Annotated in this window: 12 protein-coding genes; 6 read left to right on the forward strand and 6 right to left on the reverse strand. The window is 54.0% G+C overall.

The features are described 5' to 3' along the window. The first annotated feature begins 60 nt into the window (after positions 1-60). The 5 genes from J2Z70_RS02210 (at position 61) to J2Z70_RS02230 (ending at position 7167) form a co-directional block, all read left to right on the forward strand. Positions 61-1014, forward strand: coding sequence for an ABC transporter permease (locus J2Z70_RS02210; RefSeq protein ID WP_245367905.1), 954 nt, complete (start codon positions 61-63; stop codon positions 1012-1014). Between the two features lie 15 nt (positions 1015-1029). Then, complete coding sequence (locus J2Z70_RS02215; protein WP_036722857.1) at positions 1030-1944, forward strand: carbohydrate ABC transporter permease; 915 nt, start codon at positions 1030-1032, stop codon at positions 1942-1944. A gap of 70 nt (positions 1945-2014) precedes the next feature. Beyond that, a complete protein-coding gene (locus J2Z70_RS02220; protein ID WP_209868836.1) occupies positions 2015-3610 on the forward strand; it encodes an ABC transporter substrate-binding protein in 1596 nt (531 codons plus the stop codon). A gap of 188 nt (positions 3611-3798) precedes the next feature. After that, entirely contained in the window at positions 3799-5535 is a 1737-nt protein-coding gene (locus J2Z70_RS33825; protein WP_209868838.1) for a sensor histidine kinase, read from the forward strand. Positions 5536-5541: 6 nt separating this feature from the next. Further along, the gene (locus tag J2Z70_RS02230) at positions 5542-7167 is read left to right on the forward strand and encodes a response regulator (RefSeq protein ID WP_209868840.1); all 1626 of its coding nucleotides are present in this window, start codon (positions 5542-5544) and stop codon (positions 7165-7167) included. A 412-nt stretch (positions 7168-7579) separates the two neighbouring features. On the opposite strand, the gene araA is transcribed toward J2Z70_RS02230, so the two are convergent. From araA to J2Z70_RS02245, 3 genes are read right to left on the reverse strand one after another with little or no spacing between them, the layout of a single operon-like run. Then, entirely contained in the window at positions 7580-9004 is a 1425-nt protein-coding gene (gene araA / locus J2Z70_RS02235) for an L-arabinose isomerase (RefSeq protein WP_209868842.1), read from the reverse strand. Positions 9005-9042: 38 nt separating this feature from the next. Next, on the reverse strand, positions 9043-9738 hold the full coding sequence (locus J2Z70_RS02240) for an L-ribulose-5-phosphate 4-epimerase (RefSeq protein ID WP_036722865.1): 696 nt from the start codon (positions 9736-9738) through the stop codon (positions 9043-9045). 3 nt (positions 9739-9741) lie between these two features. Next, positions 9742-11355 (reverse strand): xylulokinase, encoded by a 1614-nt coding sequence (locus tag J2Z70_RS02245; RefSeq protein ID WP_209868843.1) that lies wholly within the window; start codon positions 11353-11355, stop codon positions 9742-9744. 281 nt (positions 11356-11636) lie between these two features. Here J2Z70_RS02245 and J2Z70_RS02250 point away from each other — a divergent pair, with 281 nt between their 5' ends. Next, positions 11637-12737, forward strand: a complete 1101-nt coding sequence (locus tag J2Z70_RS02250; RefSeq protein ID WP_209868845.1) for a GntR family transcriptional regulator — start codon at positions 11637-11639, stop codon at positions 12735-12737. A gap of 114 nt (positions 12738-12851) precedes the next feature. On the opposite strand, the gene J2Z70_RS02255 is transcribed toward J2Z70_RS02250, so the two are convergent. The 3 genes from J2Z70_RS02255 to J2Z70_RS02265 all read right to left on the reverse strand — a co-directional run bounded on the left by J2Z70_RS02255 (position 12852) and on the right by J2Z70_RS02265 (position 15789). Next, positions 12852-13577, reverse strand: coding sequence for a hypothetical protein (locus J2Z70_RS02255; protein ID WP_209868847.1), 726 nt, complete (start codon positions 13575-13577; stop codon positions 12852-12854). A gap of 116 nt (positions 13578-13693) precedes the next feature. Next, positions 13694-15067: a sensor histidine kinase gene (locus tag J2Z70_RS02260; RefSeq protein ID WP_245367907.1), complete on the reverse strand. Its 1374-nt coding sequence runs from the start codon at positions 15065-15067 to the stop codon at positions 13694-13696. A gap of 23 nt (positions 15068-15090) precedes the next feature. After that, positions 15091-15789, reverse strand: a complete 699-nt coding sequence (locus J2Z70_RS02265; RefSeq protein WP_209868849.1) for a response regulator transcription factor — start codon at positions 15787-15789, stop codon at positions 15091-15093. Between the last annotated feature and the right edge of the window lie 64 nt (positions 15790-15853).

The following is a 15853-nucleotide window of genomic DNA, read 5'->3' on the forward strand; positions in this document are numbered from 1 at the left end:
AATTCATCCAGAACAAGTAGAGTGAGGTTAGAACTTATGGCAAATCCCGCACCACAAGCTATGAACACCAAGCTAGCGACACAGCCCCAGGGCCGTTTCGGCCGTCTGCTGCACAATATCGTGCGATACCGGGTGCTGCTGCTGATGCTGCTGCCCACCTCGATTATCTTTTTCATCAACTGCTATATTCCGATGTTCGGATTATTCATTGCCTTCAAGAACATCAACTACATTGACGGCATTATGGGCAGTCCTTGGGCCGGGCTCGACAACTTCCGGTTCCTGTTCGCCACCTCTGACGCCTTGCGCGTGACCATCAACACCGTGGGGTACAATGTGGTCTTCATTATCTCAGGACTCATCCTCTCGGTCTCACTGGCCATTGCGATCAATGAGGTGCGTAACAAGCTGGCTTCGAAGTTCTTCCAGACCGTCATGATTATGCCGAACTTCCTGTCCATGGTTGTAGTCAGCTTCATCGTCTATGCCTTCCTGCACCCGGAGTATGGCTTCCTGGTCAAGCATATTCTGCCAATGTTCGGCTACTCCTCGGTGAATGCCTATATGCATCCTAACGCATGGCCTTACATTCTGTGGATCACCAAAATGTGGCACTCCATCGGGATCGGCAGCGTCATCTACCTTGCAGCCATCACCGGCATCAGCGAAGAGCTGTACGAAGCCGCGGTGATGGACGGCGCCAGCAAATGGCAGCAGATCACCAAGATTACCCTGCCGCTGCTCACGCCGATCATGGTCATTCTCACGATTCTTAACATGGGCGGCATCTTCCGCTCTGACTTCGGGCTGTTCTACCATGTGACCCTGGACTCCGGTGCGCTGCGCTCGACTACGGACGTCATCGACACCTATGTCTACCGGGGCCTGATCCAGCTCAACGACCTGGGGATGTCCTCAGCGGCGAATTTCTATCAATCTGTCGTCGGCTTCTTCCTGGTCATCGGCGCGAACGCTCTCGCCCGGAAGCTGAACCGCGATACGGCGCTTTTCTAGAAACGGAGGATTCTAATGACTACTGCATCCCGAAGCAACCCTTATACCAAAGGCTCCACTACCGCCCAGATTATTCTGAATGTGTTCTTCATCGCCTTCAGCCTGGCATGTATTCTGCCGATCCTACTCATTGTCGCCATCTCCTTAACCAACGAGAAGGCCTTGACGCTGCAGGGTTACAAATTCTGGCCCGATCATATCGACGCATCCGCGTACCAATATCTGTTCAAGCATTCGGAGACACTGGTTAAGGCGTATGGCGTCAGCCTGACCGTTACCATTATCGGGACTGTTTTGGCCGTGCTGCTGATTGCGCTATATGCGTACCCGCTTTACCGGAAGGATTTCCCCTTTAAAAAAACATTCAACTTCTACCTGCTGATCACCATGCTGTTCTCGGGAGGGCTTGTCCCCTTCTATCTGCTGTACGTGAACTATCTCGATCTGAAGGACTCGCTGGTTGCGCTGATCCTGCCCGGCCTGTCCAATGCCTTCTATATCTTCATTACCCGCACTTTCTTCCAGCAGACGATCCCGGAGGAGATGATTGAATCCGGCAAGCTTGACGGGGCCTCGGAGTGGCGGATATTCTTCCAGCTTGTGCTTCCGATCTCCCTGCCTGTTCTGGCTACGATCGGTCTGTTCACTACGCTGATGTATTGGAATGACTGGTTCAACTCCATGCTATTCATTAATGACACCGACAAGTTCTCCCTGCAATACGTCATGATTCAGATGATCCGCCAGGCGGAATTCTTCAAAACCCAGCTTGCCGGCAGCGGGGTCGCCCTGATGGTACAGGAATCCGTTCCGACCGAAAGTCTGCGGATGGCTATGGTCGTGCTGTCGATTGGTCCGATTCTGTTCATCTATCCGTTCTTCCAGAAGTACTTCACCAAGGGCCTTACTATAGGGGCAATCAAAGGTTAAGCGGTCTAGCTCTGGCGTAAATGCCGGTTAGAATATATGATCTAATTATCATTCGAGGAGGTTCATACAAATGAGAACAACAAGAAGCTCAGGCACGGTGCTTGCCGCTCTGACTGCCGTGATACTGGGCATTACCGGATGCGGCGGGGGCAATTCAGGTGCATCCGCCCCGTCCAAGGCAGAATCGACAGCAGCAGCCACAACGGCTGGCACGGAAGGCAGCACGAGTCCTGATACCTCAACGTTCCGGAAGCTGAAAGTTTACACGGTCGGGAATTTCCCGCAGAATGATACCAAGGCGGTTGTAGATGAGATCAATAAGTATCTCAAAGAGAAAATCAACGCCGAGATTGACTTCCAGGGACTCCCTTGGTCCTCCTGGGCCGAGAAGATGGCACTGGCTTACCAGTCCGGTGAACAGGTCGATCTGACCTTCGCCCCCAACTGGGCAGACTTCGCCAATAACGTAGCCAAGGGCGCGTTCCTTCCGCTGGATGATCTGTTAGCCAAATATGGCCAAGGCATCAAGGAGACCCTTGATCCCCGCTTCCTGGACGGCGGAACCGTAGACGGCAAAATCTATGCGATTCCTACCAATAAAGAAATCGGTGAGAGCCATACCATTATGTTCCGCAAGGATCTGGTAGATAAATACGGATTCGATGTGAACTCGATTGAGACGCTGGAGGACCTGGAGCCATGGCTGCAGACGATCAAGGAGAAGGAACCGGCTATTGCGCCGATCTGGCTCTCCGGCAGCGGCTCCGATACCCTGGGCTACTTCGACAAGACCAGAGAGAGCATGAAGGAGAACTTCCGTTATGAGCTGGTGGCCGGCGCTCCTGCCGGAATCGTACTGGATACCAAGACTGATAAGATGGTGATCAGCTCCATGGAGTCCGACACCGCAATCTACCGGATGAAGCTCTACGGCGACTGGTTCAGCAAAGGCTACATCAATAAAGATGCCGCAACGACCAAAACCAGTACTGAAGACGCTTTCAAGGCCGGTAAGACCTGGATGAAATTCGGTTCAGACAAACCGGATTCCGACAAGGAAGATTCCATCGCTACCGGCATTGAGCTGGTGAAGCTGAAGGGGAATGAACCCGAGATCAGTACAGCCAGCGTCAGCAACTCCATGATGGCCATCGGACGCACCTCGATTGATCCCGAGCGGACCATGATGCTGCTGAACCTTCTGCATACCGACCCGGTGCTGGTCAACCTCATTGACTTCGGTGTAGAAGGACGGCAATATGTGAAGGTGGAAGGCAAAGAGAACTTCATCAAGCTGCCTGACGGCATTGCTACCCGTGCCGATACCGGCTGGGCGCCGGGCATTGAATGGATGTTCGGTAACCAGACCATAACCTATCTGTGGGAAGGCGAAAGCGCCGACAAGTGGGAGAAATTCAAGGCTTATAACGAGAGCGCCCATAAGGTGAAGTCCTTCGGCTTCAACTTCAATACCGACGCTGTCAAAACACAGGTCTCCGTGGTCAGCAACATTATCAAGGAATTCCGCCCGCTGCTGGAAACGGGCAGCCTCGGAGTAGACAAAGTGCTGACGGAATACAATAATAAGCTGAAGGCTAACGGCATTGAAGAGATCCGCGCCGAGGTTCAGAAGCAATACGATGCCTGGAAGGCCAAACAATCCTAAACAAACAAGTGGAAACGACTATGCCGTCCTTTTAAGGACGGCACCCGTTTCAGCGAGAAATATAAGGATAAGTTGTCGTGTGGAACATACAAATTCTTATATTTTAAGCTAAGGGGAAGGACGGCTGCCGTCCTTCCCCTTTCCTGCCGCTCAGCGTGTAAATGTACCTAAGGATAAGGGGGAAGACTGTGAAACTATCATTGCGATTCAAAGTGAGTGCCCTTGTCCTGCTGCTGGTCACGCCGCTGTTCCTCTTTCTCTCCTACACCAACCTCTATTCCACCAACATTGTCCGGGAGAAGGTTGCGAAGTCCGCTTCGGACACGTTGACCCTGCACTTAGGTACACTCGATGAGCTGCTGGAGCAGACCAGCCATTATCTGCTGCGTACCGCAGGTGAAAACATGTTGCTGGAGCTCTATTCCGATAGCGGTCCCGACAGCGTCAATTATTATCTGTCCATCCGCAAGCTGATGGACCAGTGGTACAGCGATGTCAGCTACTACACCATTATCCGAAGTGTCTTCGTCTACCATCAGGACCGGGATGAGCTCTTCTTAAGCAGCCAGAGAGAGTATTACCAGGAGAAGGAGGTCATTGCCTCCGGGCTCTCCTCGCGGCTGAAGTCGCCTAATCTCCAAGGTTCCCTGAAGTGGGAGACCGTGACCCTCGGCGGAGAGCCGGTGTTATTCAAGGTGCTGCCGGACAAGAGCGGACGGCTTCTCATGGGGGTACTAGTCAGCATCGATTCTCTGGCCCAGCCCCTGACCCAACTGGAGTCTACCGGGGGCAGCGGACAGGTCGGCATGATCGACAATGACGGTAAATTACTCTGGGGCCAGTTCGCCAGTGAAGATCTTGCGCTCATCCGCAGCCGGCTTAATCAGCCCAACCCTCGTGCGGATGCCTCGATTCGCCTGAGTAACGGCAATTCGTATCTGCTGATTGACAAGCCATCCCAATATTCCAATCTGAATGTCTTTTTCCTGCTCGACGAGAAATCCATTCTGGACGAGCTGCCGATCTTCCAGCAGATCATCAAGGTGATTCCCTTCGTCATTATTATTATTATGGCGATCCTCCTCGCGCTGCTAAGCCGGCTGGTGTTCAAACCGATCCAGCATCTAACCAGTGGGATGCGGATTCTGGGGAAGGGACAGCTGGAATACCGGCTGAAGGATGGCAACAGCAGGGAGTTCCAGATCATTAACCGGCAATTCAACCAGATGGCGGAGCAGATCGGCAATCTCAAGATTGATGTGTACGAGGAGCAGATGAAGGTGCAGCAGGCCGAGCTGAAGCATCTTCAGGCGCAGATCAATCCCCATTTTTTCATGAATTCCTTGAATATCGTCTTTCATCTGGTAGAGCTGAAGCAGTATGCGTTAATCAAAAAGATGATCGGACATCTGGTCTCCCACTTCCGCTTCATCATGAATACCAACGACGCCTGGCTTCCGCTGCGCAGCGAGCTGGGTCATATTCAGAACTATATTGAGATCCAGATGGTTATGTATCCGAACAAGCTGTCTTATGAAGTGCTGCTTCCGCAGGAGCTGGAGTCTACGCTGATTCCGCCGCTGCTGATCCAGCCCTTCGTCGAGAATGCCATCAAGCATGGCTTCATCAACAATTCGAAGCCCTTCAATGTCGGCATCACAGTCAGTGAAGAAGCGGGAGAGAGCGGCGATTCCTGCATTGCCATTCAGATCCGCGATTCCGGGCCGGGCTTCTCCGCGGCTCAGCTCGACAGGCTCAATCATGGCGTATATGAGCGTAAGCCGACAGACCGCCATCTGGGAATATGGAACGTATACAGACGCATGCTGATGTTCTATAACAACCGGGCACGGCTTACCTTCCACAATGCTCCAGACGGAGGCGCGGTTGTGGAAATTAGACTACCCGTTCAAAAGGAGCTGTGACGTTCAATGTACAGAGTTCTAATCGTTGACGACCAATACTTCGCCTTGCTCGGCCTTCAGCAGGGGGTAGATTGGAGCGCGCTTAGCGTGTCAGATGTCTGTCTGGCGGAGAACGTAGACCAGGCGATTGCCGTTCTTCAGCAGCAGCCCGTAGACCTGCTGATCTGCGATATTGAAATGCCGGGCAGAAGCGGCCTGGAGCTGCTGGCCTGGGTGAAGCAATCCGCTCCCGGCACGCTGACGATTATGCTGACCTGCCATGCGGATTTCGAGTATGCCCAGCGCGCGATTTATCACGGAGCCTTCCATTACCTGCTCAAGCCTGTAGACTATGAGGAATTGATGAAAATCTCCCGTGAGGCGCTATTCGAGATCAGCAAGCAGAGAGAGCAGCAGCAGTTCGAGGCCCTGATCCAGAAGTACCGGAGACAGTGGGAGCATCAGCTCCCCCTGCTGGTGGAACGGTTCTGGCAGGATATTCTCAGCCAGCGGGCGGCGCCCGTGCTGGAATCGCTCACCCTTCCGGCGAACACCTACAATCTGGATCTGCAGCCTGGAGACCGCTACTTCCTCGCTCTGCTGGGGTTGGAGCAGTGGAAGGAGAACCTTAGCGCACGGGATGAGACGATTATGGAATATGCACTGCGCAACATGGCCGATGAGCTGCTGCTAAGCGGGCTGGAAGGCACTGTGCTGCAGGATCAGGTCGGCCATAATCTGGCGGTCATCTACGTGCGTGGCGATATGAACGCCGTCCGGCATACGCTGGAGCAGAATGGCCGCACCTTCCTGGATACCTGCGGACGGCTCCTGCATTGCTCCCTGTCGATCTACATCAGCGCGGGTGTCCCTCTGTCTGGAATCATGAGCGCTTACACGGATGTCACGGAGCGGGAACAACGCAACCTGAATCGTTCGCGTCAGGTGTTCGGACCGGAGGATCAGGCATATAGTCGAGATCAGCCGCTTGCGCCGGTGCCTCAGGCAGCGCCTATGCATATCTTTGGAGAGTGGGCGACCCTCCTGGAGCTTGGCGAGCTGGAGGAGCTGGAGCGCCGCGTGACGCTGTGGTTCTCGGGCATCGGGCCCGGCCGCTGGACAAGTGAGCTGCACCGCCAGCTTATCCACGGCATCCTGTTCATTGTACACACCGTTCTCGCCAAAAAAGGCTTATCCGCACACGCCTCAGCGGAGCTGAAGCCCTTGATGGATAAGGAGAATTATCCGAAGCAGTCCGCTTCGCTCCAGCATTGGGCGCTGGAATGCCTGCGAGCCGTAATGCACTTATTGCAGACCAGCAATAACGTATCCTCGGCCACGGTCACCAAGATCCGGCAGTATATCCGCTCGCGTCTGAGCGAAGAGATCACCCGCGACGAACTCGCGGCCTATGTCTACTTGAACCCGGCCTACTTGTCGCGGCTGTTCAAGAAGGAGACCGGGCTGTCAATCTCCGATGTGATTATTCAGGAACGGCTGCAGAAGGCCAAGCAGTTGTTGGAGGAGACAGAGCTGAAGATCACCGATATCGCCGAGCAGGTCGGATACACCAGCCTCGGCAGCTTCTCCAACCTGTTCAAGCGGATTGTCGGCGCCACACCGCAGCAATACCGTGCGCGGAATAAGAAGTGAGCGGGGCGGGCGGGGACGTTAGGGACACCAGGAATACTAGGCATACGAAGCGCTGCGCTGGCACACTCAGCAGACTGACCGCTGCACCTGCACATTGTGATCGGTTTTCCGATTACATTAGAGACGATTGCCCCGCGCCTGTACATTGTGTTCGGTTTAATACGAAAATAAAAGTCGGGATGCGACTGATGCACCCGACTTATTTTCATTCCTGGGGGTGACAAGGCCTCTGTCTTGTCATGCCTGTTTTTTCGCATACATTGGGCACACGCTTCCCGGCGGGGCGGGCAGATGTCTCTTGCATACCGCCGCCGCGCCCACTATACCTGCCAAACAAAAAGAGCGAGAGGGCTATGTGCCCCTTCGCTCTTTTTAACATGCACTCGCTGTTAACTTTTACAAGTTACTCTAATTACTTAATAATTACATATTCCAGGCCAACCAGCTTCGCATAGGTAACGATCTGATCGGTCGTCAGGTTCAGCGATACAACGGTGTGGTGTCCGCCGCCGTTCTCGATCCAGGCTCTGACTCCGTCCTGGAAGTTAGGCTTCACCTGCCACAGTACACGGGCTACCGGCAGATTCGGAGCCGGAACGGTTGGCTCGAACGCGGTAACTTCGTTGATCAGCAGCTTGTAATGAGTGCCGAAGTCGGCCATCGATACCACGACACCTTCGCCTGCCTTGCCGTCGAAGACGAGGCGGGCCGGGTCTTCACGGTCGCCGATCCCCAGCGGAGATACGATGATCTTCGGCTGATTGCTGGCCAGGCTCGGGTCTACCTCCAGCATGTGGGACTGGAGAATCGCTTCCTGTCCGGCAGCCATTTCGTAAGTGTAATCCTCCATGAACCCGGTATTCAGGTTGTGGCTCATCACCTTCATCAGGCGGTCCAGGGCCGCAGTCTTCCAGTCCCCTTCACCGGCGAAGCCGTAGCCTTGGGCCATCAGGCGCTGAACAGCCAGACCCGGAAGCTGCTTCATGCCGTGCAGGTCCTCGAAGTTAGAGGTGAAGGCATTGTAGCCGCCTGCATCCAAGAAGCGCTTAAGGGCAATCTCGTAGCTCGCCTGCACCTTCACACTGGCTTCCCAATCTTCCTTGCTGTACGTGCCATAATCAACGGCATACAGCTTGGTATATTCTGCGAACAGGGCATCGATCTCTTCCTGCTTCACTTCATTCACATAGGCTACCAGATCGCCGATGCCGAAGTAGTCTACGGTCCAGCCGAACTGGATCTGGGCTTCTACCTTGTCGCCTTCGGTAACGCCGACGTTGCGCATGTTGTCGCCGAAACGGGCAACCTTGATGTTGAAGCTTTCGTTATAAGCTACAGCAACGTCCATCCACTCAGCAATCTGCTTCTGGACTTCCGGACGTTCCCAGTATCCTACAACGACCTTATTCTGCTTCTTCAGACGGGCATTGATGAAGCCATACTCACGGTCGCCATGGGCAGCCTGGTTCAGGTTCATGAAGTCCATGTCAATCGTTGCCCAAGGGATGCTCTCATTGTACTGGGTAGCCAGGTGCAGCAGCGGCTTCTGCAGCAGCTTCGTGCCGCGAATCCACATTTTGGCCGGGGAGAAGGTGTGCATCCAGGTGATTACACCGGCAACCTCGTCACGGTAGTTCACTTCTTTCATAATGGAGGTGATTTTGTCTGCGCTAACGGCCAGATCCTGCAGAACTAGCGGATAAGGAAGCACCCCGCTGTTGTTGAGCGCATCGGTCATTTCCTGGGCGTGAGCCTTCACTTCACCCAGCGCTTCATCTCCATACAGGTGCTGCGATCCTACGACGAACCAGAATTGCTTGTCGCTTACTGTTGACATATCATTCATCCTCTTCTCTATTAGTTTGGTAAAAGTCGTTACTTCTGTCCGTAATACGCATCCTTGCCGTGCTTGCGCAGATAATGCTTGTCCAGAATCCGCTGCGGCAGCTCCTCGGCGAAGGTGTTCAGCTGGCGGGCGAAGTGGTTCATCTTGGACACTTCCTCCAGCACCACACTGTTCATGACAGCGGCGTGGGCATCCTTGCCCCACGTGAACGGCGCGTGGCCCTTCAGCAGAACGCCGGGAATCGCCATCACATCCAGCCCCCGCTGTTCAAAAGTCTCAATGATCACATGCCCGGTCTCTGCTTCATAACCGCGGTCAATCTCTTCCTGGGTCAGGAACCGGGTGCACGGTACAGAACCATAGAAGGTGTCTGCATGTGTCGTCCCCATAACCGGAACATCCAGTCCGGCCTGAGCCCAGATGGTTGCCCACGTGGAATGCGTATGCACGATGCCGCCGATCTCGGCGTAATGCTTGTAGAGTACAGCGTGGGTCGCTGTATCCGAGGAAGGCCGCATCTCTCCCTCCACCACATTGCCATCGAAGTCCACAACGACCATATCGCTCGGCTTCATCTTGTCATAGCTGACTCCGCTCGGCTTGATGACGAACAGACTGCTCGCCCGGTCCACCGCGCTCACATTGCCCCAGGTGTATTTGACCAGCCCGTGCTTAGGCAGCTCCAGATTGGCCTCGTACACCTCTTCCTTCAGTTGCTCCAGCATGTGTTAATTTCCTCCGTTCTCTACGAGATGATCTACAGCGGCCTGCTCAATCGCCAGACCCGCCGTGTAGCGTTCCATGAACAATTCAAAGCCCTTCACATCCGCCGCAACCGGATGAATGGTCTCGCCTTCGATATCCTTGAAGACCTTCTGGTCGAGGAAATCATCCAGACGCTCCTGCTGCGCTCTGTTCTTCATATAAGAAGCCAGAATCGCCATGCCCCACGCGCCGCCTTCTCCGGCTGTTGCCATCACGGAGACCGGAACATTCATCGCAGCAGCCACGATTCTCTGTCCGACAACAGGCGTCTTGAACAAGCCGCCATGCGCCAGAATGCTGTCGATGGACACCTGCTCCTTCAAGGTCAGAATATCCATCCCGATCTTCAGCGCGCCAAAAGCGGAGAACAAATGCGTCCGCATAAAGTTGCCCAGCGTGAATCGGCTCTCAGGCGAGCGGACAAACAGCGGCCGTCCCTTCTCCAGCCCGGTGATGTTCTCACCCGAGAAATAGCCGTAGCTTAGCAGTCCGCCGCCATCAGCATCCGCCTCCAACGCTTTATTAAACAGAACACTGAAGAGCTGGGCCGGATCAGCCTTGAAGCCCATCGCCTCCGAGAATTCCCGGAACAAGCCGACCCAGGCATTGATATCGCTGGAGCAGTTGTTGGCATGCACCATCCCTACCGGACTGCCATCGGGGGTAGTCACCATGTCAATCTCAGGGTATACCGCTGTAAGGTCCTTCTCCAGCACGATCATGGCGAACACGGAGGTGCCTACAGAGATATTACCGGTCCGTTTGCGCACACTGTTCGTAGCGACCATTCCTGTTCCGGCATCGCCCTCTGGAGGACAGAGCGGAATGCCTGCCAGCAGGTCCCCGGACTCATCCAGCAGTCTCGCTCCGGCTTCCGTTAACACCCCTGCCTGCTCGCCTGCTGCGTAGACCTTGGGCAGAAGATCACTCAGCTTCCAAGGGTAATTCTTAGCGGCAATCAGCTCATCGAACTGGCTGACCATGGCCGGGTGGTAATCCTGTGAAGCTTCATCTATAGGGAAGACCCCGGAGGCATCGCCAATCCCGATCGCCTTGCTGCCGGTCAGCAGCCAATGGATATATCCGCCCAGCGTCGTTACGAATGTCGCCTGCGGAACATGCTCTTCCCCGTTCAGAATCGCCTGATACAGGTGGGCAATGGTCCAGCGCTCCGGAATATTGAACTGGAACAGCTCTGTTAATTCCTTGGCCGCCGCACCGGTTGTAGCATTACGCCAGGTCCGGAACGGAACCAGCAGCTCGCCCGCGCTGTCAAAGGCCATATATCCATGCATCATTGCTGAGAATCCGATCGAACCGACAGTAGTAAGCGTAACCCCGTATTTCTGTGCAACCTCCTGCTTCATCTCGCGGTAAGCCGCTTGCAGCCCCTTGATGATATCGGTGAGGGGATACGTCCAGTACCCGCCTTCCAGCAGGTTCTCCCACTCGTAGCTTCCGGATGCAACCGCCCTGAATCCCTGATCAATCAGGACGGCCTTGATACGTGTGGACCCAAATTCGATACCCAGTGATGTCTCTCCCTTAAGTATCGCTTGCTTGATGTTCTGATCCATGCCCACGTTACTCCTCTCTGAACCAAACTGTGTTACTTACGAATCTAAAGAATGCGCTTCCTTTATGAACAGGTTTAGTATATTTTTTGTTCGTACATTTGTCAACAATAGATATAAGATATACCTACAAATTTACCGGAAAATCACCCGTATTTTACGCAAATCATGATATATAGTAGACATCCGGGGATATAAAGCTTATATTCAAGCTATAATATGTACGTACAACTACAATAATTTCTCCACTCCATATAAGAACAACTATGAAAGAAGTGACCCGTGTGCGAACCAAGTACCAGATCATATTCGATGAACTCAAAAGCAACATCCTGTCCGGCACCTACAGTGTAGGCGAGCAAATTCCTACGGAGTCGGCGCTGCAGGAGATGTACGGCGTCAGCCGCCAGACCGTGCGGAAGGCCATTCTGGAGCTATCCAATGAGGGGTTTCTGCGCAGCGAAAAGGGCTCGGGCACCTATGTCAGCCACCAGTTCCGGTCCAAATCCGGGAATGGCGCGGGCAAACGGACTATCGGCGTAATAACAACCTACCTTTCCGATTATATTTTCCCATCTATTATCCGGGGCATTGAAGGCAGGCTGAATGAAGACAATTATTCGCTGCTGCTTGCCAGCACCAATAACGATGTCGCCCAGGAGAAGAAAGCGCTGGAGATGATGCTGTCCTACGGGGTAGACGGGCTGATCATTGAGCCAACCAAAAGCAACCTGTACAATCCGAACATCGCTTACTACTTGTCGTTCAAGGAGCAGGACGTCCCGTTCATCATGATTAACGCTTATTATGAGGAGCTGGAGGTGCCGTTCTTCTGCCTGGATGACGTACAGTCGAGTTATCTGGCGACCCGGGAGCTGATTGCGAAGGGCCATACCCAGATCGGGATTATCGCCAAAATGGACGATCTCCAGGGCAAATACCGCATGAAGGGCTATATCAAGGCACTCGGCGAGGCCAAGCTGCGCTTCCACCCGGAGCAGGTCCTCTCCTTCGATACCGAATCGAAGCTGGCGCTGTCGGCCAATCTGGAGCAATTCCTGACAGATAACAGAGAGGTGCTGACCGCTATCGTCTGCTATAACGATGAAGTGGGCCTGGAAGTGGTCAAGGTGTGCCGCGAACTGGGGATCTCCATTCCTGGAGAGCTGTCGATTATCGGGCAGGACAATTCCTATATCGCCAAGAATGCAGGGATCAAGCTGACGACGCTGACCCACCCGCAGGAGAGAATGGGCCGTGACGCCGCCGAATGGGTCATTAAGAAGCTTCAGGGTAAAAAAGATCTGAAGAACAGCAACTACTATCTGCCCGAGCTGGTAGAGGGGGAGACGGTGCGGGTGCTGGAGCCGGCTCCAGTGGAATAGGAAGTCCGCCCGGGAATATGCAGACAAAAGACAAACAGCCCTAACCGCTTCATGACCGTTACAGGCCGTGAAGCGGCAGGGCTGTTCAGTATTCTGCTGATTCAGGGGACTGATTTAGTCCAGCAGAGTAGAGATGCTTATGCTTTCAATCTTAGCGCCCTTGACGTGGAACAGCATATAATCCACATAGTTGCTTGGGGCGAACCGGAAGTCATCCTCTTCCTCAGGTGCACCGTCTCCGGTCAGCTTGCCTTCGGGATAGGCTTTTTTGAGCGTATCCAGGCTGTCTCCGACCTTGATATTACGGACCGTAGTGTACTTCGGATCAGTGATCTTCATGTTGAAGATGTAGAACTGCTTGCCGTCACCCGAATCAATGGTCTTAATCTCAAGGCCCGGGAAGGTATACGTGTTCTCTGTTCTGCCGATCAGGGTATCCATATTTTTACCGTCATCCAAGGAATAAGTGTGCGATTTCTTCGCCGTTGCCTTGCCAAGCATACTCTCCAGCTTAGCATCATCCACAATGTCAGAGAGGGCGATGGTCTGGTCCTTATAGACAAAAGCCAGCTCCTTCAGAACCACATTCCCTTCCTTCTCAATGGTTCCCTCCTTGATTGCCTCCGGGCTGCCCGCTGAAGCCGCAGGGGTTGGCTCGGCCGCAGCAGCTTCAGTCGCCCCAGGGGTAGCCTCTGGTGCCGCCGTGGCCACCGCTTCAGTGGTAGGCTCTGCCGAAGGAGTGGCCGCCGGAGCGGCCGAATCGGATTGGCATCCGGCCAGAAGTGTCATTAATAATACTGCGGGCAGCAGCAGCGCTGCCGGTTTTTTAAATGTTCCCATAAGTAATCCCTCCATGAATGTACGCGATGGACGCGTTGTTTGTTTGGTATGAGGTTAGTATACGAAAAGCATTTATTAGTGTAATAACAGAGTTGTATCAGTCTTGTAACGCCTGTTCACAGGAGCGGCAGACGGATGTAGACCGTGGTTCCCGCGCCGAGCTGGCTCTCTATATCCAGGTGCCCGCCGAACTTCTCAGCGATCTCCTTACATATGGACAGCCCCAGCCCCGTTCCGCCTGCCCCGCCTGCATTGCTTGCCCGGTAGAACCGCTCCTGCACACGGGTAAGCTCATCCGCGCTGATTCCAATGCCCTGATCGCTGATCCGCACGACAGCTTCCTGCTCCCGGACCAAAGTTTCAATGCTTACCCGGGTACCGGGACCGGAGTATTTGATCGCGTTGTCCAGCACATTCGCGATGGCATGGGACATCAGCACCTGATTGACATTGACGAAGGCCGGCGGCCCCTGCCGGATCGTAAGCTCTATCCCCTTACTGTCCGCCTTGGCCCTCAATCCAGCGGCTCCCCCTGCGGCCAGCTGTGCCAGGTCCGTCTTCTCGGCATCGATTCCATCCTGCCCTGCCTTATCGAAGCGCGACAGCATGAGCAGCTCATTGACCAGCCGGGTCAGGCGGTCCGATTCATTCACCAGATGGAAGTAGATCCGCTGCAGCTCCTCATCCTCGTCCTCACCTTCGTACAAATATTGAGAGAACCCCTTGATCGCAGCAAGCGGCGTTTTCAGCTCATGGGATACGTTCGAGACAAACTGCTTCTGATACTGGATATAGTCGCTGAGCTGAATGCCCATCCGGTTCAGGCCCGCAGCCAGCATGCCCAGCTCATCCTTCCGATTCAGGTGAACCTCGCGGAACTGCTGCTTGGAGAAGCTCTCCGTAGCACCCAGCAGATATTTAATCGGCTTCGTCGTATTCCGGGCAATGAACAGACTGGAGAGCGTAATCAGAATAATGAATCCCCCTGCACCGGCGAACAGGATATAGCGGATCTGGTCCATCATCGTATAGAAATAAGAGACATCCTCCACGAACTCGTACACATAGCTATTCTGATAATACTTGTCTTGGATCGGAACCGCGAAGTAGAGCAGATGATCCTCGGAGACCGTATACGCATAATTGCCCTTAAGGGCATTCTGGATATTCCCGGGGAAAATGACGGGGGTCTTGTTATTGATCACAATCCCGTCAACGGCGAGTCCCAGCAGCTTCTGGCTGCTGTCGTAGATACGCACCTCCTTGACGGAGGCTTTTAACGTCTCCAGCGCGCTTCTCGCCACCTCCTCCATCTGCCCCGCATCTACCTCCTGTTCGTGCCTGGAGAGCACCTCCCTGAAGGACATCTCACCAAGATCGGCCTTCTCCATCATTTGCTTCTCTATGGTTACGAAGCTGAAATAGTCAATCGCCTTATTAATCGAAATAATGATAACGGCAAAGGACAGCACCGAGAATAGCAAATACATTAGCACCAGCCGGGTCGCGTATTTCAGGCGGAGCCACCTCCCAGCTGATAACCGAAGCCGTAGACGGTGCGGATATATTTCGGATTCTCGGCATCATCCTCCAGCTTCTTTCTTAAGCGCATGATCGTCATATCCACGCTGCGGCTGTCGCCCATGAAGTCATAGCCCCAGACAATCTCCAGCAGCTCATCCCGGGTATAGATTTTGTCCGGGCGCTTCAGCAGGGTCTCCAGAATCCGGAATTCCTTGGCTGTCAGAGCCACCGGAACGCCGCCTTTCTGCACCACCCGGGTCTCCAGATCGAAGGTCAGCTCCTCATGAGTGATCCGGGTATCTTCAGCTTCTGCGGGCAGACCGCTGTTCTGGGCTCTCCGGAGCACCACCTTGATCCGCGCCAGCAGCTCCCGGTTATCGAACGGCTTGGTCATGTAATCCTCGGCCCCCAGCTCAAGCCCCAGCACCTTATCGATAATCTCATTCTTGGCCGACAGCATAATGACGGGAACGGCCTGCCGCTTGGTGATCTCCTTACACAGGTCATAGCCTGAGCAATCGGGCAGCATCAGATCCAGTACCACCAGATCCGGCTGAAAAGCATCCAGGGCCTCTAGTCCCGCACTCCCGTTCTCCGCTGTCCGCACCTCATAATTCTCTCTGCGGAGCACCAGTTCGATCAGATCTCTAAGGGCAGCTTCATCATCGATTACGAGAATTTTGTTCATCCGATCCCTCCTCCTATACTTAATATTAACACCGGCAAAGGACGTTAATCTCCCCGCAGCGCAG

Origin of the sequence: Paenibacillus silagei, from assembly GCF_017874735.1 — a bacterium.
In the GTDB taxonomy this organism is placed as follows: Bacteria; Bacillota; Bacilli; order Paenibacillales; family Paenibacillaceae; genus Paenibacillus_AQ; species Paenibacillus_AQ silagei.